Source organism: Wolbachia endosymbiont (group B) of Longitarsus flavicornis (genome assembly GCF_964028135.1).
Classification (GTDB): Bacteria; Pseudomonadota; Alphaproteobacteria; order Rickettsiales; family Anaplasmataceae; genus Wolbachia.
The window spans coordinates 367,509-391,299 of record NZ_OZ034758.1 but is presented as its reverse complement, the minus strand read 5'-3'; the positions used below and the strand labels follow the sequence as shown (position 1 = coordinate 391,299).

Below are 23,791 nucleotides of genomic sequence, written 5' to 3'. Positions count from 1 at the left end.
AACTTAGCTCAAACTGCCGTCTCTCTCGCAGAAAAAACTTTTTCAACTTTGGGAAAGATGATACTTTTATTAACTTCTTCTTCCGGAAAGGTAATACATTCATCTACTTCTTCTTCCTGAGATATTTTGACATATGTAGAATCTGTAATAGAAATTGCACTTACTGCAGATGTAATTGCTGTTTTATCTACACAATGCATTATAGCTACAGTTGCAAAAAGCCCTAAAATCGGTGCTATTAGACCTATTATTGTACCTATAAATGTAAATCCTATTATTGGATTAGGAAAAATAGAAGCTGCACCTGCAGTAAGTGTAATTCCAATTATAGCACTTGCAGATATAGTAATACTCAAAAGAATTGCTGCTTTTTCATGCTTTTCCCCAACAGGATCTCTTTTGCAAAACTTATATAGCAAACATCCTACGTGAAAAACCGCAATCAATGCTGGAGCTATACAACCAGCAATTCCACCTATGGCTAAAGGTGATGAAGTGTCAAAACTTAACCACCAAGATAATACTCCTAGTGCTGACACTATACTATAAGCTAACAAACAAATATACATACAATCCCTCTCACTAATATTTTTACTCTAAATCGCAAACTTCCCCTCCGCCATCTAAATACTAGAGCAACAAGGAATGCTAACGGCCGTGCAAAAATATCTAATGTTTATATTTATGTAAAGTGGAAATTTTTAGTGGGGCGAGCGACCAGGATTGAACTGGCGACATTCAGTACCACAAACTGACGCTCTACCAACTGAGCTACGCCCGCCAAGGTATAAAATTTCTAACACACAAGCATAAATAGTCAATTAATTATTTAAGCTACCTACTTTTGCATAGAGTTTTAAGTTTAGCGAATAAACATTTTCATTTATGCTTTTAGCATTATAGTTAATCGTATTGAAATCGTGATATGTTTAAAAGTATTTTCACATTTAGTTTTTTTACAGCTATTTCAAGAATTTTAGGGCTAATAAGAGATGTATTGATTGCTACGGTTATTGGTGCAACTTCTCTTGCAGATATATTCTTTTCCTCGTTTCGCTTTGCTAATTTATTTCGATCGTTTTTTGCAGAGGGAGCATTTACTACCTCATTCATACCATTATACTCTGCAGAGTCATATGATAATAAAAAGGCATTTAATTTCGCAAGTAGTGTAATATCCATTACGTTTATTATTCTAGTAATTTTTTGCCTTATCACACAAACCTTCTTCCCTTACATGATCAAAATCTTCACTCCTGGATTTGACCAAAATAAATTTACCTTTACTGTAACTTTGTCGAAAATTATGATGCCCTACATAATCTTCGTGTCAATCGCATCACTTATTGGTGGAATGTTGCAAGTAAAACAGCATTTTGCTTCAACAGCTATTTCACCAATCATTTTGAACCTCTGTTTAATCATCAGTTTGTTTTTACCTTACATTGAAACACCGGCTCATAACCTTTCTATAGCCGTCCTGATTGGAGGGATTTTGCAGCTACTTTTAATAATATTTAGTGCATACAAATTAAAGGCTTTCTTTTCTTTTAGTTTAGAATTAAGTAACGAAGTAAAATTATTTTTTAAACGTGTGATACCTGCAATTATCAACAATTGTGTAATACAAATAAGTGTATGGATTGACACAATCATGGCGAGTTTTATACCAAATGCAGTTTCTTATATATATTATGCCGATAGACTAAATCAACTACCGCAAGGAGTAATTGGCACTGCAATTGGTACAGTACTTCTTCCTCTGATTTCAAAACGAATAAATGATACTGAGAATATAGTCAAAATACAGAACAAGGCCCTTAATATAGGGTTAATATTAATTATGCCAATAACTGCTGCTTTTATCATTATTCCTGACATAATTTTACTTACGCTTTTTTCTTACGGCCGATTTGATTATTATGCAGTGCAGCAAACTGTTCCTACATTAGTAGCATTTTCTCTTTCTTTACCCGCATTTATTATAAATAAAGTATTGCTACCCACATTCTTTGCTAGGGGAAAGCTAAAAATACCAACTATGTTCTCATTAACGTGCCTTGGAATTAATGTAATACTAAATCTCATATTAATGAACAAATACCAACATATAGGAATTGCTATTGCTACTTCCATTTCCACTTGGATAAATTCTATTTTATTGATTAATTATTTAACAATAAATAAGATGTATAAGATTAGCCAAGCATTATTACTAAATATTGTAAAAATTCTCACTGCAACATTGGTTATGTCAATAGTTCTTTATCTCTCTAATTACTTATCAGCAGGGTTGTTTTTCGATAGAGGGCTAGCTCGTATTGTTTATTTAGTAACTTTAATAGCTTTGAGTGTTATTATTTATTCTAGCACTCTTTACCTAATTTTGAGAGGAAATTTGAATAATTTGAAATATGTATAATATGTCATTTCAGCTACTATTCCAATATCCACTCCTTTCATCCCATAACCTATTCCTGTCATCCCAGTGCTTGACACTGGGATCCAGAAATTTTGTCGATTATATAATCTGGAAAACCTTATTTAAGTCACACTGGATCACAGTGTCACACACACAACTGTATGAGTGTTGTGGTTTGAGAGCAATTTCCACTGGGAACCCAGTGCTCATCAGACCAGCTTCTCATGTAAAAATGCTGTGTTTTAACATAAGAATAGCTACTTTTTTGCTAATTAACTTAATGTCTAATCAAATTTCCTGGACCCCAGACTGGGATGACAAGAAGAGAAGGGATGCTGGAATGAGAGGTCTATTATGAAACTTTCTTTATACTCCATATTATCAATCTCGTTGCTATTAATTCTCATGCACGTTGCTGCAACTTTTAAGGATTGGAGTGGCTACAGAGAATATATCGTAAAAGAGTTAGAGAAGACGTATGATGCTAAAGTACATGTTGGAGGAAAAATTGAAGTTTCGCTCATTACTCCAAAACTTACTATTTACAATGTATATGTACAATATAACAAAAACAAGGAACAAAAATTATCAGATTTAATTAGTGCAAAAAAAATTGAAATAAGGCCATCGTTGTTTTCATTTTCATTGCAACCAAAGTCAATCTCATTTTTGGGCATGAAAAGCAACAAAGAAAATTTACTTAATATTATAAATACGAAAGCCAATGATAATATAGTTGATATATTAATAAAGGACAGCCAAATAAGTTTTAACGCCGATACTATTAACATCAAGGAAGTTGCTATAAAAAAAAATAAGCAGTTTTTTGGTGAAGTACAGATTGGTGACAACAATTACGATTTTTCTGGAAAGGTTAATGTCACAAAAAATAATGTATACATTAGTGTTGATTCAAATTTTGCAAATTTGCTATTTAAAGGTAATAGAAATCAACAGGGTAATTTAACACTGACAATCAATAACAGTTCCGGTTCTGTGAGCAATTTAGCAAAAATCATTAATCTTAGCTTCCTTTCTTATGTGATTCCCAGCGAAAATATTGAGATATCATCCAATATCAATCTCAATGAAAGCGAGTTTACGGCAACTGATTTAAAAATTGAGTCCAAAAGCATGCAAGGCACTGGTATAATACAAAATGATAGAAAAAGTGATCATACTAATATCAATATTAGTTTTAGTAAAGTCGACCTAAAAAACGGCTCACACAAAACAACAGATATGAAGGGTCTTTTAGAATCTTTTAGAGAGGTTGTGCCAAAGAACCTGAGCTTGGATTTTAATATGGAAGCTTCAAATATTCAATATCAAAACAGGATATTGGACAAATTTCATGCTACGCTAAAATTTGCTAATGGCGAAATAAACGTTGATACTCTTCTTCAATTTCCTGGAACCAATAATATATCTCGCTTATCAGGAAGAGTTTCAAACAATGGCAACTTGTCTGAATTTAATGGTGATATATTGATAAAGGGTGAGTTGTTCATCTCACATATTTTACCTTCTATCAAGATGCAAGAAAGAGAGAAAAGTCAATTTACAGCAAGTTCTAAACTATATTTAGCACCTAGAATATTATCTCTTTCAGATATCAGATTGCTAAATAACAAAGAATCTTGGCAAGGATCAATTAAGGTAAATCACACAAAAAAACACAATATGATCGATAGTAAATTTAGCATACATAACATTAATATAGATAAATATGATTATTCATTATTCAGCAAAGTGCAATGGCTGAAAAATCTTAAATATGATGTAAATATAAGAACTAGTGTTAAAGATTCTATATTCAATGGTACAAAAATTGAAGATTTGGATTTTTCATTAAAAATACAAGAGAACAAGCTAGTTGCAGATAAAATAAAGTTATTCGGAGAAAATTTCGACATTACCGGTAGTGTAAAAATATTAGTGGATCAAAAATACACTAAGCCTTTATTAGACGTAAACCTTACAGGTAATAAATTTAATGGAAATATCTTTAAATTACCAAAACTATTAGAGGTAAAAAGAAACTCAAGAAATGAAATAAATCAAATTCAATGGTCAACAAAGCAGCTTAATTTTTTAGATGAGAAAGGAGATTTTGATGCAAACGTGCAAATCAAAACTACAGAATTTAAAATTGGGCAAAACGTCTTAAAAGATTTTAACTTGGATACAGTGATAAGAAACAACACTATCACTATCAAACAGATAAGTTACATACTAGAACATGGACAAATGTTTTTTCAGGGTTATCTAAAAGCAGGCTCAATTCACACAAAATTTTCTATTGCAAATTTGGACACCAAGGAAGTTATAGGAGTTAATAACATAAATGGCAAGATAAGCTTAAGTGGTGAAATCAAAACTCAAGGGACAAGCTTTGATGATTGGGCTAGTAACTTATCAGGAAATGTAAACTTTCAAGCACAGAAAATAGAGTTTACAAATGTGGATTTTAATTCATTCATCACTAAGTTGTTAAGCAGTAAGAATAAACCTGAAATTTCCAAGCTTGCTTACGTTGATATATATAATGGCAGTACGCTTTTTGAAAATATTAATGGAAAAGTAAGTATTAACAGTGGTGTATGTTCAACTAGTTCACAGTTTAGTACCGATCAAGCATCAGGTTCTATCTCTTCTAATTTAATCTTATCTAATTTCTCCTTAACTTCTATATTCAGACTCTTTTTCATACTACCAAATCATAATAGTCCTCTTTATATCGAGGCACACTTAGATGGCCCTATTTGGTGCCCTAAGATGAGTTTTGATGTAGACCAAATTTACAACACCTTAGTTAGCAAGAAAAATAGTTAACTCATTTAGATGTAGGATTTAAGGGACCATCTATCTTTAAGTTAGACCTTAGTAAAAGATGTTCTACTCTCACCAATGATAAAACTGATTGATTGTTTGTACATTCTCAATGCTTGCGTCGCTGCAGCTTGTGCTTGGACTCTCTGTCTCTCCAAGCAATAAACGTGTTATCTCCCTGTAGCCTTCACAAACAGACAAATGCAAAGGAGTAAAACCAGAATTGTCCACTGCATTAACATTTGCTCCGTTTTTAAGCAATAATTTCATTTCCTCTAAGCGGTTTCCGCAAGCAGCATAATGTAAGGGAGTAGCGCCATTATAATCTACTGCATTAACACTCGCTCCGTTTTTAAGCAATAATTTCATTTCCTCTAAGCGGTTTCCGCAAGCAGCATAATGTAAGGGAGTAGCACCCTTATGATCTGCTGCATTAACATTCGCTTTGCATGTCGATAACAATTCTATATGAGGAAGAGTAAATCGAGAATTACTTACTGAATTTCCTTGTTCTTGATACATAAAATACCCCCAGTTTATTACAGCTTAGTATAAATATCTACACTATATAAATATCAATTCAACTTATCACCACCGGGTAACGGTGGCAAGCCAAAAGCTTCTCTTTTTTCATTGAGCGTCATGAAGCTTGCGTTTTGCACGTATTTCCACATCTTTTGCCTTTTTTCCATGAGAATTTCTATCGTGTCTTTGTCGTACGATAAGCACAGATCTCCACCAAATTTGGGCACTAGCCAAGAATTTAGGTGACAGATAATATTTTCTAGCGTTGGTAAGACTGTCTGTTCCCAAAGGGAAAGACGTGCTTCGATCAAATTGCTATAAGTATTATCACCTGGTATGCCAAGCAACTGAGGCGGAACGCCAAAAGCTAGCGCAATATCACGAGCTGAGCTATGTTTTGACTCAATAAAATCCATATCCCTCGGTGATAAGCTCATTTCCTTCCACTCTAGGCCCCCTTCAAGCAATATAGGTCTTCCAGCATTGACAGGACCTGAGTAATGATCATTTATCTGTGCTTTTAAGCGTTGGTACTGCTCTTGACTTAAGTTTCCACCACTTCCATCCTTTTCTGATTTTACAACTATTGCACCACTTGGTCTTGCTCCATTTTGCAGCATTGCCTGATTCCAAGCTCCCGCTTGGTTATGCTGATCTATACTATATGCAGCTGCCTCAATTGGTGAAAGTCCATACCAATCATTCAAAGGGTTAAAGGTTTTAAGATGCAGTACTGTTGAACGCCCAGTCAATTTATCAACTTTAAAGTCATAACTGTTGTTATTTACGGTATAACGATAGGCATAAGGAACGTTACTTCTTCCTGGAACAATTTCAACTCTATCAGGGCGCAGAAGATAAAGCTCTGTTGGTTTGTTCTGCGCCTCAATCATCAATACATAAGAATTGCCGTTAACTAACCGATAAGTCACAATCCCCTCAATAAATTCCGATTTTGATGTCATTGGATTAGGAGAATAAAGTAATTTTAGTAAAGAATGTGTTTTTAGTTGTGACCTTCCCTGATCAGTAAGCTGGCAGAGAGTAAGAGGTACCGAAGATGCAGCACTTGCGATCATATTAATTGCTCAAAAGGCAATAACATTTTTTATGTAGCCTTCCTCGGCAAAACTTGCATAATCGCGCCTACTCCAACTTGGTTCCATCATTAGTTGCAAAGCAGAGTATTCACTGCTTTTTTTTCTTTGAAAAATGTTAAAATTCATATATGCCTCCTGAAAATTTTGTTAAAAATTTGAAATTGTAGTTGAATTATATCAATTAGTGTTACAAGAATGAGGAGAGTAGACCGGCGGAGCTTCCCCACCAGTCTCTCGCAGAACTGCACGGAAACCTCTCGACTTATACAGCTCCCATTATTTAGCCTTTTGATCCTAACCCAAGTGTCCAATGATAGAAAATACTTGGAGACCTCTTTCTCACTTTTCCTAGAAATTGCTTTGCTAGTCTTCCGTGATCACGAAGTTTCTTATATTTTGTCCTGACCCATCTTATGAGGTATCTCTCTATATTTCTGAGAGATGGATACATCTCTGATTTATAAAACCTGCCATAGTACTGAAACCAGCCTCTGACTATTGGATCTATTTTCTTCGATATTTCCTCTAGTGTGGTCCATGTAATCCGATGTATTCTCCATGACTTTATGGTTTTCTTGATCTTCTTCTTGGCTTTGTTACTAATTGCAGGTAGAAATGAGATGAAATAATTCCTCATCTTATTCTTTGCTACTCTAGGTCTAAAAGTATAACCTAGAAAATCAAAGCTTTGTTTAGGAAATTGTTCTTTTCTATCATCATCCTTACTGTACACAATCTGTGTCTTTTCAGGATGTAACTTCAATTTACACTTAGCCAATCTTTCTTCAATCATTACTTTCATAAATCCTGCCTGTCTTTTAGTTCTGCAGTGCACTATCGCATCATCTACATATCTTTCAAATGGTACTGTTGGATAATTTTGTTTCATCCACATATCAAACGCATGGTGCATAAATATGCTTGAAATGATTGGGCTTATTGAACCTCCTTGCGGAACTCCTTTATCCCTTGTTACCCTACTGCCATCTGCTTGCTGAATGGGGGCTTTCATCCACCTCTCAACATACAGTATGACCCATTTGCAGTCTGTGTGTTTCTTGATAGCCTGCAGTGCTAAATCGTGGTCCAGATTGTCGAAAAATCCAGATATATCAAGATCTACCGTCCAATCATTTTTCCAACATCTCTTCCGTGCTGTGTATACCGCATCCAGCGCAGACTTATTTGGTCTATAACCATATGAATCTTCGTGAAATTTCGGTTCTACTAACGGCTCAAGATACATTGTAGCTGCTGTTTGCGCTATTCTGTCGAATACTGAAGGCACACATAAAATTCTTTGCCCTCCTGTATCTTTTGGTATCGCAACAGCTTTTACCGGCTCTGGAAAATAACTTCCGGATGACATCCGATTCCATAATTTGTATAGATTATCCTTTAGATTTTCTTCAAACTTTGTTATCGAGACCTCATCTACACCTGCTGCACCTTTATTTTTCGATACTTGTTTATAAGCTCTCCAAATAAGTTGCTTCGGTATATCAAAAGACTTTGTTTTATTCATTAACTCCTCCCTTTCGGTTGATAAATAATTAAAACTAAATAACTTAGCCCCTTCACTCCATCACTGCCATTAAGTTAAGGGAAAGAGAAGTTAAGATTGGACAAAAAATTTGAAGTGATTGATAATTATGGTAAATACTAGGGTGAATTTTTAAGAAAAGGGAGTCTGAAAAGTGCAAGTTATTTAAAAAAGTAATAATTGCAGGTTATTTTGCAAAGAATGTACTAATGCAATGATACTGAAAAGATATCTTGAATTTAAAACACATGTTTTCTAGCTCTTTTCTGGTAGTTGAGTGAACGAATATCAGATATCTTATGACGATCAACTCTTCTCCCTTTTCTCACCACTAAAGTGTTCATCAAAAATAACTGTGATAGTCGATCCATAATGCAGTCTATGTCTGACTCTGTAGAAAAAATATCAAAGGCTAAGTTTTTAATCGCATTAAATGAGACAGATTTATTGATGCTTTTTTTTAGTTTACTATTCTGTGAGCTCAATGTCTCTTCATCATCTTCTATCATGATACTTTCTAGATTACTGATGAAGATAGTTGACCAAAAATCCTGCTTGATAGTTTCAATACTTTTTCCTGTGAAATTCTCTAAATTTAATCTTCCCTTCAGCCTAGAAAAAAATGTTTCTACTCCCCAGCGCAAGTAATATAATCTCTCAAACTCTTCAACTGTAAAACGTTTCTCATCTAACAGAGATGTTACTAACACTTCAACTTCGCCAGAAGAAAGTATTATTTTGACTAACCTGAATTTCATCTCATCAGGTAATCCTAGCTTTCGTAGCTGTCTTGCTACTTTAATAGGTGCGGTAGACACTACCACCGTACTAGATGGGCTTTCCGGCTTAAACATAGCGTTTATTTCATTGAAAGACGAACTTGAACAGCGAATTATATAATTGATTTTCCTTCCTGTAAGCTCAGCAAGAAATCGATAAGATACGTATCCTCTATCACAGATTAACAAATCGTCTGATTTTATGGATTCAAGCATACCGATTGCTAAATCAACCTCATAGCTGTCACCTCTACTTAGCACAGATTTTATTGCAATATTATTTAGCACATCGTAGCAAACTTCAAAGGTTGCACTTGTATAGTCTTCAAATCTCTGGATTCCATTCCATACTGCTCTTGAGCTAAACTCACCTATTATTTTGTCGCTCTTTGGCAGAATCAGTATTGAAGCATCAAATGCAAGTACTCTGAAGCCATGGTGGGTTTTAAATTCCTGATCTTGGTAGTATAGGGAAACTATATCATCATTTAACTCTGAAAACGCAGTATGTTTTAGCTTCTTTCTTGCTTGAGTAAATGCACTTGCCGTAATTGTATAATCTTTTCTTGTATGCAGAACAAACTCATTAAGCATCACTTGTAATGACTTTACACTCTTTCTAAAAATCAGGAGAAATACATTAACGAAGGGCAGCTTTCTTTTTCGTGAGAAGTCTTTTGAGGATGCTCTGTGTGCGTTTATAAAGTTTAAACTCATCAATTTATTTTTTATAAACATGATTATTCTTTTTTTTACTCATGTCATTACTTCTTTTAATTTGTGAATCTTACCTGATTTTATAATACAGTTCATCACTTTTCCTTAACTTAATGGCAGTGAGATCAGACCAGGGATATAGGAAACATTTAAGTAATATATTAAGCAATGATTTGCTAATATCTGATCTCGGTTATTTTGTGCCAAGTTCTTTTAAACAAATCAATGAAATAGGAGCTTATTTCATAAGTCGTTATAAATCCGATACCAACATATATGATGTAGAAACAAATCAAAAAATGGAGTTATTAGAATGTTTAGAGGATAAGTTATTTTTAGAAAACGAGGTATTGTTAGGAAAAGAAGCAAAAATTAGAGTAAGAATTATATGTCAGAAACTAACTGAAGAACAGTCTATGGCCAGAAGAAGGAAAGCTAATAGATTAGCAAGATCGCAGGGATATACATCCTCTAAAAGAAATCAAAAATTGTTGAACTGGTCAATATTTATAACTAATGTTCCAGAAAATAAAATTAGTGCTGAGCAAGTATTAACGATTTACAGAGTAAGGTGGCAAATTGAGTTATTATTTAAATTGTATAAAAGCCATATCAGGCTTGATAAGCTAAAAGGAAAGCCATGCAGAGTATTATGTGAACTATATGCTAAATTGTGCGCAATTCTTATATTTCACGGCATAGTTGGTTGCACAGAAGTGAAAAAGAATACAGAACTTAGCTTAACAAAGGCATTTATTGAGCTAAAAAGGCGGGTTAGAGAGTTATTTTTAGTATTAACCAAAATTAATAGTTTAAAAGCATTTCTTAAAAAACTCACTATAACTTGGTCGCGATTTTCATTAAAAGACAAACGTAGAAGGGCTAGAGTATCCACTTTAACCTCTCTAAATTTGCTCACAATCTCTTAACTTGACGCGTATGGTAAGGAAAACAGTGCAGATAGAAAGTACCGAAGCTACGAGCAAGTAAGAAAGTTACATGTTATGTTAAGTGTGAATAGTAAAAAAGCTATAGCTGCAAGATACAGTAATGGCGTCTACTCTGACCACTATGGAGCTTGCTTGAAGAAGTTAATTTTCAGCACAAAATAAAAGCATTATATGCAGATAGGGCATACGATAGGCAAAAACTTTATAAATTGTGTAAGAAATACGATATAAAAACAAAAGTTCTACCAAAAAAGGATGCAGCAGAACATTCAAAAATAGATTATATGTCTGACAGAAATGCTGCTATTAGGTTAATAAAATTATACGGTGAAGATGGCATGAAAGAATGGAAAAAGAAGTAAATTATGGGAAAAGATCTTATATAGAAGGATTTTTCTCAAGGTTGAAGCAAGTATTTGTTTAGGAATAAATCTGAAGTAAATCGTGAAAAAGAATTACTAATTAAGTGCTATTTGCTTAATAAATTCACTGATATTGGTATGGCTAAATTTGAAATCATTACATAAATTTGTCGTAAACCATCACTGCTTAAGGTGCTATGAAACAAAGCCATCCCAGACTGGGATGACAGAAGAAGAGTATTTTAGGTAACAGCTGTTTACTCCAAAGTAATGTTGCAAAAGGTCTAACATATAAATTATAAGACTAATATAGAATATACCTTGCTAAAAAAAAAAAAAAGTATAACCTTTGATAAGGTATGCAGGCAAAAATTCTGTAACTTGGTCAGGTCAGAAATGAAGCAACCATATCAGAATCTTTTTGGGTTGCATACCTATTTGTACTATTTGTTTTATTCTAGGCTATGAACATAGCATTAAAATATCGTCCTAGTAGCTTTAAAGATTTAGTAGGTCAAGATATATTGGTGCGTATACTAGAAAATGCTTTTACTCTCAACAAAATTCCACAATCTATACTGCTTTCTGGTAGCAGTGGAATTGGTAAAACCACCACTGCAAGAATAATAGCTTTATGTTTGAACTGCTCATTGGGGCCAACTTTTGAACCTTGTGGATCATGTACAAGTTGTCTGGCAATAAAAAATTCAAGCCATCCAGATGTAGTTGAAATCGATGCGGCAAGTCACACTAGTGTTGAGGATGTTAGAGCGATCTTGGGAGATATTTGCTATTTACCAATAAGTTCTAAATTTAAGGTTTACATTATAGATGAAGTACACATGTTATCCAGTAATGCATTTAATGCATTACTTAAAACTCTAGAAGAACCACCATCTAGCGTAAAGTTTATTCTAGCAACTACAGAAATAAAAAAGATACCAATAACTGTTATTGCACGTTGTCAAAGGTTTGACTTACATAACATTCCTTCAGCTAAGATAATGGAGCGTTTAAATGATATTGCACAAAAAGAAAATTATTTTATTGAAAAAGAAGCATCGGAATTAATTGCGCACCACTGTAGTAATTCAATGCGTAACGCTTTATTTTTGATGAATCAAGCAGTGCTATATAGCAAAGATGGTACAATATCCACTCAAAGTGTTACAGACATACTTGGTCTAGTAGATAGAAACGTTATATTTGATCTACTGGAAGCAGTATTAGATAGTGATTTACAGAAGGCTTTGTTAGTATTCGACAATGTGGTAAAAACAGCAAATCCGCTCAATATTTTTGAAGATCTGCTGCAAACAATCCAGTTAATATGCCGTTTTTTAATTACAAAAGAGATTGATACAGAATATGAGAAGAGCAGAGTAAAAGATTTGAGTGCGAAAAAGTCTTTAATATTTTTTTCGAGATTGTGGAAGGTGCTGCTTAAGGGTATTCAAGATATAAAAATTTCAACATGCAATGAGGTTGCTGCTGAAATGATGTTAATTAGCCTTTGTTATCTTTCTGATTTGCCTTCTCCGGAACAGGTGATCAAAAAAATTCTTTCACAGAATGTAGAGCAAGGAAATAGACAGGGCAGACCTGTTGCACCTTCCCCATCTGTCATCCAAGTAGCTGACTACTCGGATCCAAAAAAATATGTGGAAAAACCCCACTCTGTCATCCCAGTGCGCGACACTGGGATCCATGTGAAAAATAAACAACAAAATTACGATTTTGATAAGATTTTGCAACTATTAAGGCGGAGTAACCAAATTTATCTTTACAAACAACTGTGTAGTAATCTACAATTAATAGATTGTAAATTTGGGTATTTAAAATTAAAAGCTGTATCTAACTTGAACAATAATTTTTGTAATGACTTGAAAAGTTACTTAAATCAAGCTACTAATCAGGAGTGGGTTATTATAGTTGATACGAGTTATATGAATAGGGAAGTGAGCAATTTAAATTATGCACCTGTAGTTAAGGATATATTAAATACGTTTAAAGGTGCAAAGGTAGTTAATATAGAAAATAAGGAGTAGGTTGTGGATTTCAGTCAAATAATGAAGCAAGCGCAAGAAATGCAAAAAAAGCTTGCGGAAGCCCAAGAAAAATATATTGGAAAAGAGTTTCAAGGTATTTCTGGTGGTGGCAAAGTTTCTATATTAGTGGAAGTTATAAAAATAGGTGGCTATAAAGCTAAAAAGGTAAACATAGACTTAGAGCTTATGAGAAATGAAGAAAAAGACATAGTAGAAGATTTAGTGACAGCAGCGTTTAATGATGCCATTAAAAAAGCAGAAGAAGATATGGCAAATGCAACCTCTGATCTTGCAGGTATGATGGGGTTACCACCTGGATTTAAACTTCCTTTTTGAATTTATTTCTATACTACTGAAATTTCTTTTAGTGTAAGTATTTTTTTTCTAATATTTCCAACGCTAGTACTTTTTCATATAATGCACCTATAGCTAGCACAGCCCTACGTCATACCGCCGCGGTATAGATTCCGCTAACAAGTAGAGGAATGACGAGGTCTTTCGATAGTAAATCTTACCTATGTTAGCTATACCAAAAAATCAAGAGTAAAAAAAGTAGAGTAACTCTATTTATTAATTAATAAAATCTTTGTATTTTCCTAAAAGTTAGTTAAGATACAGAAGGTTTTGTGTTATTAAGTTAGCACTTGACTTAACTTTAGTTATTATTTAGACTGCTAAAGTGGAATTTTAATTTTTTTAACGAGGGCAATTATGCATTATAAAAAGTTTTTTTCGGCAGCTGCTTTAGTGACGTTGCTAAGCCTATCAAACTCTGCTTTTTCATCAGACCCTATTGGTCCAATAAGTGATGAAGAAACTAGCTACTATGTTCGTTTACAATACAACGGTGAAATTTTACCTCTTTATACAAAAGTTGATGGTATTACACATACATCAGGTAAAAGTCCCTTAAAAGCATCTTTTCTAGCTGGTGGTGGTGCATTTGGTTATAAAATGGATGACATTAGAGTTGATGTTGAAGGGCTTTACTCACAATTGGCTAAAGATGCAACTGTAGTATCTGATGACAAGGCTGCAGATAGTGTAACAGCATTTTCAGGATTGGTTAACGTTTATTACGATATAGCGATTGAAGATATGCCTATCACTCCATACGTTGGTGTTGGTGTTGGTGCAGCATATATCAGCAATCCTTCAAAAGCTAATGAAGTTAAAGATCAAAAAGGATTTGGTTTTGCTTATCAAGCAAAAGCTGGTGTTAGTTATGATGTAACCCCAGAAATCAAACTCTTTGCTGGAGCTCGTTACTTCGGTTCTTATGGTGCTAGTTTTGATAAGGCAAATAAGGATGATACTGGTATCAAAAATGTTCTTTACAGCACTGTTGGTGCAGAAGCTGGAGTAGCGTTTAATTTCTAGTCTATCTTTGTCTTATTATCCCAGTGGGTTTTTCTTGTCATTCAAGTAGCATGACACTGGGATCTAGAAAAAAGAAATGTGAATTCCAGTGTTTGAGCACTGGAATAACACATTATTTATTTAATGTAGTTTTTATAGTTACACGCTAGCAATTTTAATGATACATTTAGGTAACTGTTGTTAAGATCTCAATTAGATGTAAAATTGTGCTTTTTTAATTAAAGCTTGAATTTTTCACTGAAAATCAATATATTATATGTATAGAGTTTTAATTTAAGTTATTATGTTGACCCCAGTAGCAAATTTATGTGTTAATAGTAGCACTAATCTCATGCAATATATTGCTGAAGTGCGAAAATTTCCTATGCTTTCCCAAGAAGAGGAAGTGCGATTAGCAAAAAATTGGCAAGAATACCAGGATATTTCTTCTGCTCACAGGTTGATTACTAGCCATTTGAATTTGGTAGTAAAAATTGCAATGAAATTTAAGAATTACGGTCTATTGTTGATGGACCTGGTCATGGAAGGAAATATGGGTTTAATGCATGCAGTGAAAAAGTTCAATCCTGACTTGGGATTTCGTTTTTCAACTTATGCAGTATGGTGGATTGAAGCTTCAATGAAAGACTTTATATTAAAATCTTGGTCACTTGTAAAAATAGGTACAACGCAAGCACAAAGGAGATTGTTTTTTAGTTTACGTAAAATAAAAAAAAGAATTTTACAATACACAAACAGAGAAACTTTGAGTAAAGAAGAAATAAAAGCAATATCAAATGAGCTTTCTGTATCTGAAGAAGATGTTGTACAGATGAGCTATCGTCTGGCTTGTAAGGATCAGTCGTTAAATAATTGTATAAAAATAGGTGAAGACTCTAAAAAGGAGTTACAAGATATGATTCCGTGTAATTTAGTTAGTCAAGAAGTAGCTTACCAGAATCATGAAGAAAAGGCATTAAAAGAAACAATTTTAAGCAATGCGCTGGCAAGTCTTAATGAAAGATCAAGAGACATTTTCATTAGCAGATATTTATCTGAGAATACTCAGACTTTGGATGAGCTTAGCAAAAAATATTGTGTTTCAAGAGAAAGAATAAGACAGCTGGCTGAGCAAGCGATGAGTAAGGTAAAACAACATATAAAATCAGAGAGTTTGAAATTCGGTTTACATGCGTAGTCTTTTCGTATTTCTAATATTTCTTTCAATAGACACTCTTGCATCGGTTAGTAATGTACAACTGAGCGAAAAATATAAAGACTGGTTTGTGTATACTGCATTGGAAGATGGTGAAAAAGTGTGTTATATTGTATCTCATCCTAAGAAAAAAAGTGAACATTATACAGCCGATCGCAAGCCGTATGTAATGGTCAGTTACGTTGATAAAAAAGCAGATGAGGTGAGCGTCACTTCTGGCTTTCAGTATAATAATGAGCCTGTAGTTCTCAATATCGATAAAAAAATTAAATATCAATTGCCAATAATACAGGGAAGTCTTGCGTGGACAGATGATACAAAAATGGACCAAGATTTGATTCTAAAAATGAAGCAGGGATTATCAATGGTAGTTAATGGAAAAGTAAAAACAGCAAATGTTGATGATACTTATTCCTTGCTTGGCTTTCAAAAAGCGTACCAAAAAATGCATGACTTATGCCATACAAAGTAAATTATTGATCACTAAAGTATAAGATAGGCTGTTTTGTCTCTCAGACAAAAATATGGATATCACTTTACATAGAATATGAATATCATTTAAAATATATTTTTGAGAATTAATATGTCAAAAATTGTAGATATAGGAATCAAAGAACAAAGTTCTGTGTGTGAACAAATGCGTTTTAGTGTAAGTCGTGCAAGTCTTTTAAATACGCTATCCAGAGTGAGCGGGGTGGTTGAAAGGCGCAACGCGATAGACGTTTTAGCGTGTATAAATATCAAAGCACAACATGGCAGCATAAAACTAAAGGCTACCGATCTTGACATTTCAATATTTGCCTCACTTACTGCAAATGTATCAGCAGAAGGAGAAGTGAAAATCTCAGCACATACTTTACATGATATAGTGAAGAAATTGCCAACTAATTTGGATGTCTATTTCGAAATGAATAATCAAGGAAAATTATTGATATCCTGTGGAAATGCAAATTTTTCTTTACCGAACGTAGTTTCAAATAACTTCCCTGTTCTGGAAGAAGGTGATCATCAATACGATTTCACTCTACTAAGTGCAGATTTGGTAGACTTATTGACTAAAACGAAGTTTGCTGTGTCGCTGGATGATACAAGGTATAATTTAAACGGGATATATCTGCATACAGATGAGCAATTTCTGTACTGCGTTGCAACTGATGGCCACCGTTTATCATGTATAAAAAGGCCTAAACCTGAAGATATCAACGGCGAATTTGGGGTGATCATTCCACGTAAAACTATCATGGAATTATTGAAAGTATTGTGTGATTGTAATGAGATTAATATAAAACTTTCAGATAGAAAAATCAAATTTACATGTGGTGAGTATATTCTAATATCAAAATTGATAGATGGGACTTTTCCAGATTACAAAGCTGTCATTCCAACGTCTCAAGATAAACAAATGATTGTTGAGAGTAGTAAGCTTGCTAGCGTTATAGACCGAGTTTCCGTTGTTGTGTCCGATAAAATAAAATCAATTAAATTTTCATTGCAAAAGAATTTATTAACTCTGCATTCAAACTCTCAAGAGTGTAGTGATGCAACTGAGTCTATAGAGGTGGATTACGATGGAGCTCTTATGGAAGTAGGATTTAATTCTCGTTATTTGCTTGATGCTTTATCTTGTATAAAAAACAAATGTAAGGTCAGCCTATCAGATGGTAATAGCGCTACAATTATCACTGATGAAGATGATCCAAGTGCACTATATATAGTAATGCCAATGAGGACTTAAGCTAGTAATCTATCTTTACTAAGTATAAGCCGTGAGGCGGCGCAGTGACCCCAGCGGCGTTTCTTTTGCATTGACTTAATATATTTAGCATTTCTTGTGGATTAGTTCTATTTTTTCCAAATTCAACTAAAGTGCCAACAATAATCCTCACTTGGTTATGCAAAAAGGAAATCGCAGATATTTTGATGTATATGTGACTTCCATTTTGTACTATATCAATATCATCGATTGTTCTGACCGGATTTGTAGCTTGACAATCTTTTGAGCGGAAGCTTGAAAGATTATGTTTTCCAAGCAGGTGTCTAGCAGCTTCACGCATGATGTTTACGTCAAGTGGGTTAAATACTTGCCACACATAACCGATTTCCAGAGCTGCAGGAGCGTAGCGATTAATTATTCTATATTCATAATATCTTTTTTTTGCTGAAAATCGCGCATGAAATGCATCATCTACGGCTTCTGCACTAAGCACAACTATAGGAATAGCTTTTAAGTGATAGTTTATTCCATTTCTTATTCTGTAAAGCTCAAATTGCCTTTCCATATTGAAATGAGCAACTTGCCCTAAAGCATGAACCCCTGTGTCAGTTCTGCCACCACAATGCAAAGAGACTCTCTCGCCACTGAAATTAAATATAGCGTTTTCTATGGTTTCCTGAATTGAGTTAGCAGAGTGTTGTTGCTTTTGCCAGCCAGAGAAACCACTACCATTGTATTCTATCGTTATTTTGTATCGCACTACAAAGTCTATCTATCTAATTTTAGGTAACTAACGTTCTTCGTTATTAAAAAACCCTTGGCAGATTGGTTGCGTTCAATTACCATGGAGACTATACAAGTTAATAAATGATCCATGGCACATAATCCAGAAGAAAGAAATAATGATAAGCAAAAAGCACTAGATAATGCAATAAGTCAAATTGAAAAAGCATTCGGTAAAGGTGCAATAATGAAGCTAAAGCAAAACCCTGTAGAAAAAATAGACACGATATCTACAGGGTCGATTGCACTTGATTCAGCTCTGGGTGTTGGGGGATTGCCAAAAGGACGTATAATTGAGATATTTGGCCCTGAGAGTTCTGGTAAAACTACCCTTGCTTTGCATGTAATTGCTGAAGCACAGAAAAAAGGAGGTTTATGTGCATTTATCGATGCGGAACACGCACTGGATGTTATATATGCTCGTAAACTTGGAGTGAAAACTGATGATTTGGTAATTTCACAACCAGACACTGGAGAGCAGGCGTTGCATATTGTTGAGTATTTAGTGTGTTCTAGTGCAGTTGATGTAATAGTTATTGATTCTGTTGCAGCACTAACTCCAAGAGCTGAAATTGAAGGGGATATGGGCGATCAGCACATGGGATTGCAAGCAAGGCTTCTAAGCCATGGACTCAGGAAACTAACTTCTGTAGTTTCAAAAGCAAACTGTATATTGATATTTATCAACCAAATTCGTATGAAAATAGGAGTAGTATATGGAAATCCTGAAACTACCACTGGTGGAAATGCGTTAAAATTCTATACTTCTATAAGACTTGATATAAGAAAAGTTGGTGCGATAAAGGATAAAGAGAATATTACGGGTAATGAAACGAGAGTTAAAGTTGTAAAAAATAAAGTCGCTCCTCCATTTAGAGAGGCAAAATTTGATATAATGTATAATGAAGGCATATCAAAACTTGGGGAAATAATAGATATAGGAGCAAAACTTGGTGTCCTTGAAAAGGCAGGCGCTTATTATTCATATAACAATACGCGTCTTGGCCAAGGAAGAGAAAATGTAAAAAGTTACCTCAAGGCAAACAAAGAAATTGCAAATGAAATAGAAACAAAAATCAGAGATTTATTTAAAAATCACGATAATTCTATTGCAATAGAAGAGGAACGCGAACAACTTCTAGAAGAATCAGTATTCTAATCTAAATTAGTTTGTATTGGGCAGTATTCGTTTGCTATACTAAAGTTTCACTCTCAACCGAGTTGATAAAAGCTGTGGTATCTCCTTGCAGCATTAGGTGTATATTTTTTGCTATTTTTTCCACTAAGAGGATAACGTTATCAAAATTTTCAAATTTTGATAACACATAGTCTGCTAAGCTTTTCTGACCTTCAGGCCTGCCTACTCCAAATCTTAAACGCCAATAATCATTACCAATAAAGCTATCTATAGACTTAAGTCCATTATGTCCAGCAGAACTACCACCTTTTTTTACTTTTATTCTTCCAAATTTCAAGTCAGCATCATCATGTATGACAACAATATTGTCTAGCGATAATTTGTAAAAATTTTTTATTTTTGCAACAGGAATACCTGAATTATTCATAAACGAATAAGGCTTTATTAGCATAACTTTATTATTGTTAATTATGCCAGAGGTTATCAAGTAATCGGCTTTCTTAGAAAATGACTGAAAATTCCAATATTTGTAGATTGCGTCAATAACGATAAAACCAATATTATGATGAGTTAACTCATATTGACTACCAGGATTACCAAGCCCAGCTATTAAATGCACTACTCCTCTGTTTTTGTTTGAGTCTCTTCAACATCACTATCGGCAGCAGAGATTGTTACAATGGTGAAATTTTCTTCCTCATGAGCTACAAATTTAACACCTTCTGGCAATTTTACATCATTGATATGTATAGACTGACCAATCATTTTGCCAGACAAATCAATTTCTATGACTTGAGGTATTTTCTCAGGAGAGCATTTGACAGTAATAGAACGACACAGAACATTAAGCACTCCACCTAATTTGATTCCTGGTGATTTACTTTCATTGATGAATGATAAAGGTATATCTATTTTAATTTCACTACCTTTATCAACAAACTGAAAATCAACATGTTGCACAGTATCCTTTACTACATGCCATTGAATATCACGAACAAGAGCATATTCTTTTTTCCCTGAAATATCTAGTTCTATTAAATGTGCAGAAAGAGCACCTGATTTATATTGTTTAGTAAATTCCTTTGCAGACAATGTCAAATTTACGTTATCATGCCCTTTACCATATATAACTGCAGGTATACTTCCCTTCTCCCTCAGAGCCTGCATCGCTTTCTTTTTTTTTACATCACGTAACTCTGCATTAATTGTTACCATTTCTTGCTGTGCCATCGATTACTCCTATTCAGCTAATCCTTTTTATATAATTTAATAATATAACATAAAAATATTTATTTCAAACTTCATTCTTTCACACTAATTCTTTGTGGAAAAATTTATTTAGATATATACTTAAGATTACGTAGTAAGAGCTATGAGTATTAACGATCAAGTGGTTTTTAAGATTTATAAGCCAACAAAAACTGCAACACAATCTGGCTTAGGTAATACAAAATTCTGGTACCTAAAAATTGAGCCTTGTTCTTACTATATTGAACCTTTGATGGGATGGGTTGGCTCAAAAGATCCCCAAAAACAGATTGTATTAAAGTTTGATTCTCTTGAAAAAGCAGTATCTTATGCAAAGAAACACAACACAAAGTACACAATTGAAATGCCAAAAGATGTTAAAAGACTGCCAAAATCTTATGCGAATAATTTCGTATCAAAGTAAGTTTTATCGTAGTGTGTTTATCTAAAAACCTAAACCTAATCGTTACTATGATTTTGCTAACACACTAAGGTCATTTAGATAGTTGAACCTGGCTAGCTAGTATCAAAGAGTTATTTTTTAGGTATTTCTCCGTAAGACTGCAAGTTTTTTTGGATTACTCAAATAACTTCATTCTGCTTGAAGAACTTTTATGTTGCTTTGCACTAAATTAATTTCACGTTTTATTTGTGTTAGCTATTTATTTAGTGATTGGACATATAATTTTACCTTAAATAACCCTATAATAAAAACATAGTTATTGAAATAATAGAGAAGGTTCTCATGACAACCTCTGTATAGCTCTGAGTTTTGCTGAACGCGCACGCGGATTTGCATTTATTTCTTCCACACTTGCTTTAATCACTTTTTTGTTTAAAAGGGAGAATGTCTTTGTAGGTCCTGGTTCACACAAATCTTTAAAAAGGGTTTTAACTATACGATCTTCTAGAGAATGAAAGGTAACTACAATTAATTTGCCGTTTTCACTTAAAATCTCAGATGCAGCTTTAATACCCTTTTCAAGCTCTCCTAGCTCATCATTTACCCATATTCTGATTGCCTGAAATGTTCTAGTTGCAGGGTCAATCTTGCTTTTTCCACGAAACACTACAGAACGTACAATATCCGCAAGTTCAAATGTAGTTTTGATAATTTTCTTCTTCCGCGCATTTACTATCGCTCTTGCGATTTTACGAGAATGACGCTCACCCCCATAATTATATATAGTGTTCGCAATCTCTTCTTCACGTAAAGCGTTAACAAACGTCGAAGCATTCATATGAGAATATTTATCCATGCTCATGTTAAGTGGGCCATCACGTAGAAATGAGAATCCTCTATCTCCATTATCAAGCTGCATAGATGAAACTCCAACGTCGAAAACTATTCCATTGATACCTTTAATATTATTACTATCTAATAAATTTTTAATATTACTAAATTTCTCAATAAATAGATTTATTCTATCAGGGTATTTAACGTTCAGATCATCATAAAATTTGGTAACTGTTTCATCCCTATCAATTGCATACACTTTGCAATCAGCGGATTCCAATATTGCTTTGCTATATCCTCCAGCTCCAAACGTGGCATCCACATATATACCACCACTGTGTGGTGACAATTGCAGTAGCATCTCTTTTAACAAAACTGGAATATGTGTCATATCAAGAGACTTTGTGCACTTAAATTAAAATAACTTTCTCGCCAAAAAATATATGGAAATATATAGGTATAGTATAAGAATATTTAAATATAATCAACGATATAAAAATTTAATAAGATAATATTATTAATATAACATTTACATAATTCACGTTTGAAAAAGTAAGTAATATTACTATAATATCAAACAAATTACGGAAGATTTCGTGCAACAAATAACAAAAGTAATACTATCAAGTTTAATTTGTAACACTTTGTTGTGGTATGATCACATGCTTTTCAGCCATCTAATAAGCATAATCGGAGATGTGTTTTTTCCATCAGACGACAAATTAGTCAGCATACTTAAAGCTTTTGGAGTGTTTGCAGTGGGTTTCTTAATAAGACCAATTGGTGCTGCTATATTTGGCCACATTGGAGATAAATATGGAAGAAGGATTGCTCTATTTCTCTCTATCATATTGATGACTCTATCAACCGTACTTATTGCATTTGTTCCAGGGTATCAGAACATTGGGGTACTCGCATCAGTACTGGTGGTATGTTTAAGATTATTGCAGGGTATATCTCTTGGAGGAGAGGCAGGAAATGCCCCATTTTTAATAGAGCATGCTCCTAAAAATAAAAGAGGATTCTTTGGCAGTATTGAAGTATTGAGCGCAATTCTTGGCTCAATATTAAGTCTTATAGTGGTGCTTATATGCAAAAAAGTATCCGATTTTGAATCTTGGGGATGGAGATTGCCTTTTATTTTCAGTTTTGTAATAGGATTAATCAGTATATATATGAGATATATACTCGATGAAAGCCCAGAATATAAAAAGCAGGAAAAGCCACATGAATTACCGTTAAAAGAACTGTTAAATGGCTATAAAAAACCTTTTCTAATATCAATTGGAGTTGACATAGTTGAGAATGCATCTCTTTACATATATTTAGTGTTTTTTAATCTACTTGCATCAACAATAAACACTCACTTTAATCACGCAGTAGAAATATTAAATCAGGTTGCACTTGGAGGACTAACTGTACTATTTGCAATACTTTCTGATAAGATAGGAAGAGAGAAAGTCATGAAATTTGCATTTGTAACTTTTATAGTAGTAATTTATCCAGTTTTTTCAATGATACTAAGTGGTAATAATTCTCTAGCAATAATGGCACACGTTCTTTTATAATCCCAATAGCTGCTTCTCTTGGTCCTGTTAGCGCGTTTATGTGCGAATTATTCCCAACAAAGGTGCGATACAGTGGATTTGGTTTATCAAGAAATATAGCTTCGGGATTTTTTGGTGGCCTTGCACCATTTATATGCACAACTATTATCAAAGTTACAGGGCAAGGAACTTTAGCAAGTTTTTACATGATTTTCTGTGCACTAATTGGGTTAGTTGCTATATCACAAGTTAAGAGTTAGATTTTTTCAAA

19 protein-coding genes, 1 tRNA gene, 1 other RNA gene and 3 pseudogenes are annotated in these 23,791 nt (G+C 33.8%); 14 read left to right on the top strand and 10 right to left on the bottom strand.

Annotation, left to right across the window (positions count from 1 at the left end):
• Nucleotides 1–8: 8 nt before the first annotated feature.
• On the bottom strand, nucleotides 9–569 hold the full coding sequence (locus ABWU45_RS01915) for a hypothetical protein (RefSeq protein ID WP_353278771.1): 561 nt from the start codon (nucleotides 567–569) through the stop codon (nucleotides 9–11).
• Between the two features lie 136 nt (nucleotides 570–705).
• A tRNA-His gene (locus ABWU45_RS01910) sits at nucleotides 706–781 on the bottom strand.
• A gap of 144 nt (nucleotides 782–925) precedes the next feature.
• On the opposite strand from ABWU45_RS01910, the gene murJ reads away from it, so the two are divergent.
• Both murJ and ABWU45_RS01900 read left to right on the top strand, forming a co-directional pair.
• A complete protein-coding gene (murJ, locus tag ABWU45_RS01905; RefSeq protein ID WP_353278770.1) occupies nucleotides 926–2,422 on the top strand; it encodes a murein biosynthesis integral membrane protein MurJ in 1,497 nt (498 codons plus the stop codon).
• A 354-nt stretch (nucleotides 2,423–2,776) separates the two neighbouring features.
• A complete protein-coding gene (locus ABWU45_RS01900) occupies nucleotides 2,777–5,257 on the top strand; it encodes an AsmA-like C-terminal region-containing protein (protein WP_353278768.1) in 2,481 nt (826 codons plus the stop codon).
• A 69-nt stretch (nucleotides 5,258–5,326) separates the two neighbouring features.
• Here ABWU45_RS01900 and ABWU45_RS01895 read toward each other — a convergent pair whose 3' ends face one another.
• The 4 genes and pseudogenes from ABWU45_RS01895 to ABWU45_RS01880 all read right to left on the bottom strand — a co-directional run bounded on the left by ABWU45_RS01895 (nucleotide 5,327) and on the right by ABWU45_RS01880 (nucleotide 9,939).
• Complete coding sequence (locus ABWU45_RS01895; RefSeq protein WP_264682940.1) at nucleotides 5,327–5,776, bottom strand: ankyrin repeat domain-containing protein; 450 nt, start codon at nucleotides 5,774–5,776, stop codon at nucleotides 5,327–5,329.
• A 53-nt stretch (nucleotides 5,777–5,829) separates the two neighbouring features.
• Nucleotides 5,830–7,005: pseudogene (locus ABWU45_RS01890) on the bottom strand (phage portal protein).
• A 154-nt stretch (nucleotides 7,006–7,159) separates the two neighbouring features.
• On the bottom strand, nucleotides 7,160–8,404 hold the full coding sequence (ltrA, locus tag ABWU45_RS01885) for a group II intron reverse transcriptase/maturase (protein WP_007302363.1): 1,245 nt from the start codon (nucleotides 8,402–8,404) through the stop codon (nucleotides 7,160–7,162).
• A 257-nt stretch (nucleotides 8,405–8,661) separates the two neighbouring features.
• Entirely contained in the window at nucleotides 8,662–9,939 is a 1,278-nt protein-coding gene (locus tag ABWU45_RS01880; RefSeq protein WP_353277994.1) for an IS4 family transposase, read from the bottom strand.
• An 83-nt stretch (nucleotides 9,940–10,022) separates the two neighbouring features.
• Here ABWU45_RS01880 and ABWU45_RS01875 point away from each other — a divergent pair.
• The 9 genes and pseudogenes from ABWU45_RS01875 to dnaN all read left to right on the top strand — a co-directional run.
• Nucleotides 10,023–10,847, top strand: a pseudogene (locus ABWU45_RS01875) (IS4 family transposase); the annotation flags it as partial.
• 149 nt (nucleotides 10,848–10,996) lie between these two features.
• Nucleotides 10,997–11,230, top strand: coding sequence for a hypothetical protein (locus tag ABWU45_RS01870; protein ID WP_353278766.1), 234 nt, complete (start codon nucleotides 10,997–10,999; stop codon nucleotides 11,228–11,230).
• Nucleotides 11,231–11,579: 349 nt separating this feature from the next.
• An RNA gene (ffs, locus tag ABWU45_RS01865) (signal recognition particle sRNA small type) lies at nucleotides 11,580–11,678 on the top strand.
• Nucleotides 11,679–11,694: 16 nt separating this feature from the next.
• On the top strand, nucleotides 11,695–13,278 hold the full coding sequence (gene dnaX / locus ABWU45_RS01860) for a DNA polymerase III subunit gamma/tau (protein WP_265041798.1): 1,584 nt from the start codon (nucleotides 11,695–11,697) through the stop codon (nucleotides 13,276–13,278).
• Nucleotides 13,279–13,299: 21 nt separating this feature from the next.
• Nucleotides 13,300–13,614, top strand: coding sequence for a YbaB/EbfC family nucleoid-associated protein (locus ABWU45_RS01855; RefSeq protein ID WP_007302329.1), 315 nt, complete (start codon nucleotides 13,300–13,302; stop codon nucleotides 13,612–13,614).
• A 375-nt stretch (nucleotides 13,615–13,989) separates the two neighbouring features.
• Nucleotides 13,990–14,658, top strand: coding sequence for a P44/Msp2 family outer membrane protein (locus ABWU45_RS01850; RefSeq protein ID WP_280143588.1), 669 nt, complete (start codon nucleotides 13,990–13,992; stop codon nucleotides 14,656–14,658).
• A gap of 283 nt (nucleotides 14,659–14,941) precedes the next feature.
• Nucleotides 14,942–15,835, top strand: coding sequence for an RNA polymerase factor sigma-32 (locus tag ABWU45_RS01845; protein ID WP_353278764.1), 894 nt, complete (start codon nucleotides 14,942–14,944; stop codon nucleotides 15,833–15,835).
• Nucleotides 15,828–16,325 (top strand): invasion associated locus B family protein, encoded by a 498-nt coding sequence (locus ABWU45_RS01840; protein WP_019078627.1) that lies wholly within the window; start codon nucleotides 15,828–15,830, stop codon nucleotides 16,323–16,325. The genes ABWU45_RS01845 and ABWU45_RS01840 overlap by 8 nt, the downstream gene beginning before the upstream one ends.
• A 111-nt stretch (nucleotides 16,326–16,436) precedes the next feature.
• Nucleotides 16,437–17,588: a DNA polymerase III subunit beta gene (dnaN, locus tag ABWU45_RS01835; protein ID WP_353278763.1), complete on the top strand. Its 1,152-nt coding sequence runs from the start codon at nucleotides 16,437–16,439 to the stop codon at nucleotides 17,586–17,588.
• Between the two features lies 1 nt (nucleotide 17,589).
• Here the strand turns inward: dnaN and truA are convergent, their stop codons facing one another.
• The gene (gene truA, locus ABWU45_RS01830; RefSeq protein WP_264336495.1) at nucleotides 17,590–18,327 is read right to left on the bottom strand and encodes a tRNA pseudouridine(38-40) synthase TruA; all 738 of its coding nucleotides are present in this window, start codon (nucleotides 18,325–18,327) and stop codon (nucleotides 17,590–17,592) included.
• A 114-nt stretch (nucleotides 18,328–18,441) separates the two neighbouring features.
• On the opposite strand from truA, the gene recA reads away from it, so the two are divergent.
• Entirely contained in the window at nucleotides 18,442–19,509 is a 1,068-nt protein-coding gene (recA, locus tag ABWU45_RS01825; RefSeq protein WP_264376085.1) for a recombinase RecA, read from the top strand.
• 34 nt (nucleotides 19,510–19,543) lie between these two features.
• Here the strand turns inward: recA and pth are convergent, their stop codons facing one another.
• The gene (gene pth, locus ABWU45_RS01820) at nucleotides 19,544–20,107 is read right to left on the bottom strand and encodes an aminoacyl-tRNA hydrolase (RefSeq protein WP_007302322.1); all 564 of its coding nucleotides are present in this window, start codon (nucleotides 20,105–20,107) and stop codon (nucleotides 19,544–19,546) included.
• Nucleotides 20,107–20,718, bottom strand: a complete 612-nt coding sequence (locus ABWU45_RS01815; protein ID WP_007302321.1) for a 50S ribosomal protein L25/general stress protein Ctc — start codon at nucleotides 20,716–20,718, stop codon at nucleotides 20,107–20,109. The genes pth and ABWU45_RS01815 overlap by 1 nt, the downstream gene beginning before the upstream one ends.
• 142 nt (nucleotides 20,719–20,860) lie before the next feature.
• Here ABWU45_RS01815 and ABWU45_RS01810 point away from each other — a divergent pair, with 142 nt between their 5' ends.
• Nucleotides 20,861–21,160: an ETC complex I subunit gene (locus tag ABWU45_RS01810; protein WP_353278761.1), complete on the top strand. Its 300-nt coding sequence runs from the start codon at nucleotides 20,861–20,863 to the stop codon at nucleotides 21,158–21,160.
• Between the two features lie 319 nt (nucleotides 21,161–21,479).
• Here the strand turns inward: ABWU45_RS01810 and rsmH are convergent, their stop codons facing one another.
• On the bottom strand, nucleotides 21,480–22,364 hold the full coding sequence (gene rsmH, locus ABWU45_RS01805) for a 16S rRNA (cytosine(1402)-N(4))-methyltransferase RsmH (RefSeq protein WP_353278759.1): 885 nt from the start codon (nucleotides 22,362–22,364) through the stop codon (nucleotides 21,480–21,482).
• A 205-nt stretch (nucleotides 22,365–22,569) separates the two neighbouring features.
• Between rsmH and ABWU45_RS01800 the strand changes: the two are divergent.
• Nucleotides 22,570–23,780 (top strand): annotated as a pseudogene (locus ABWU45_RS01800) (MFS transporter).
• The last annotated feature ends 11 nt before the right edge of the window (nucleotides 23,781–23,791 follow it).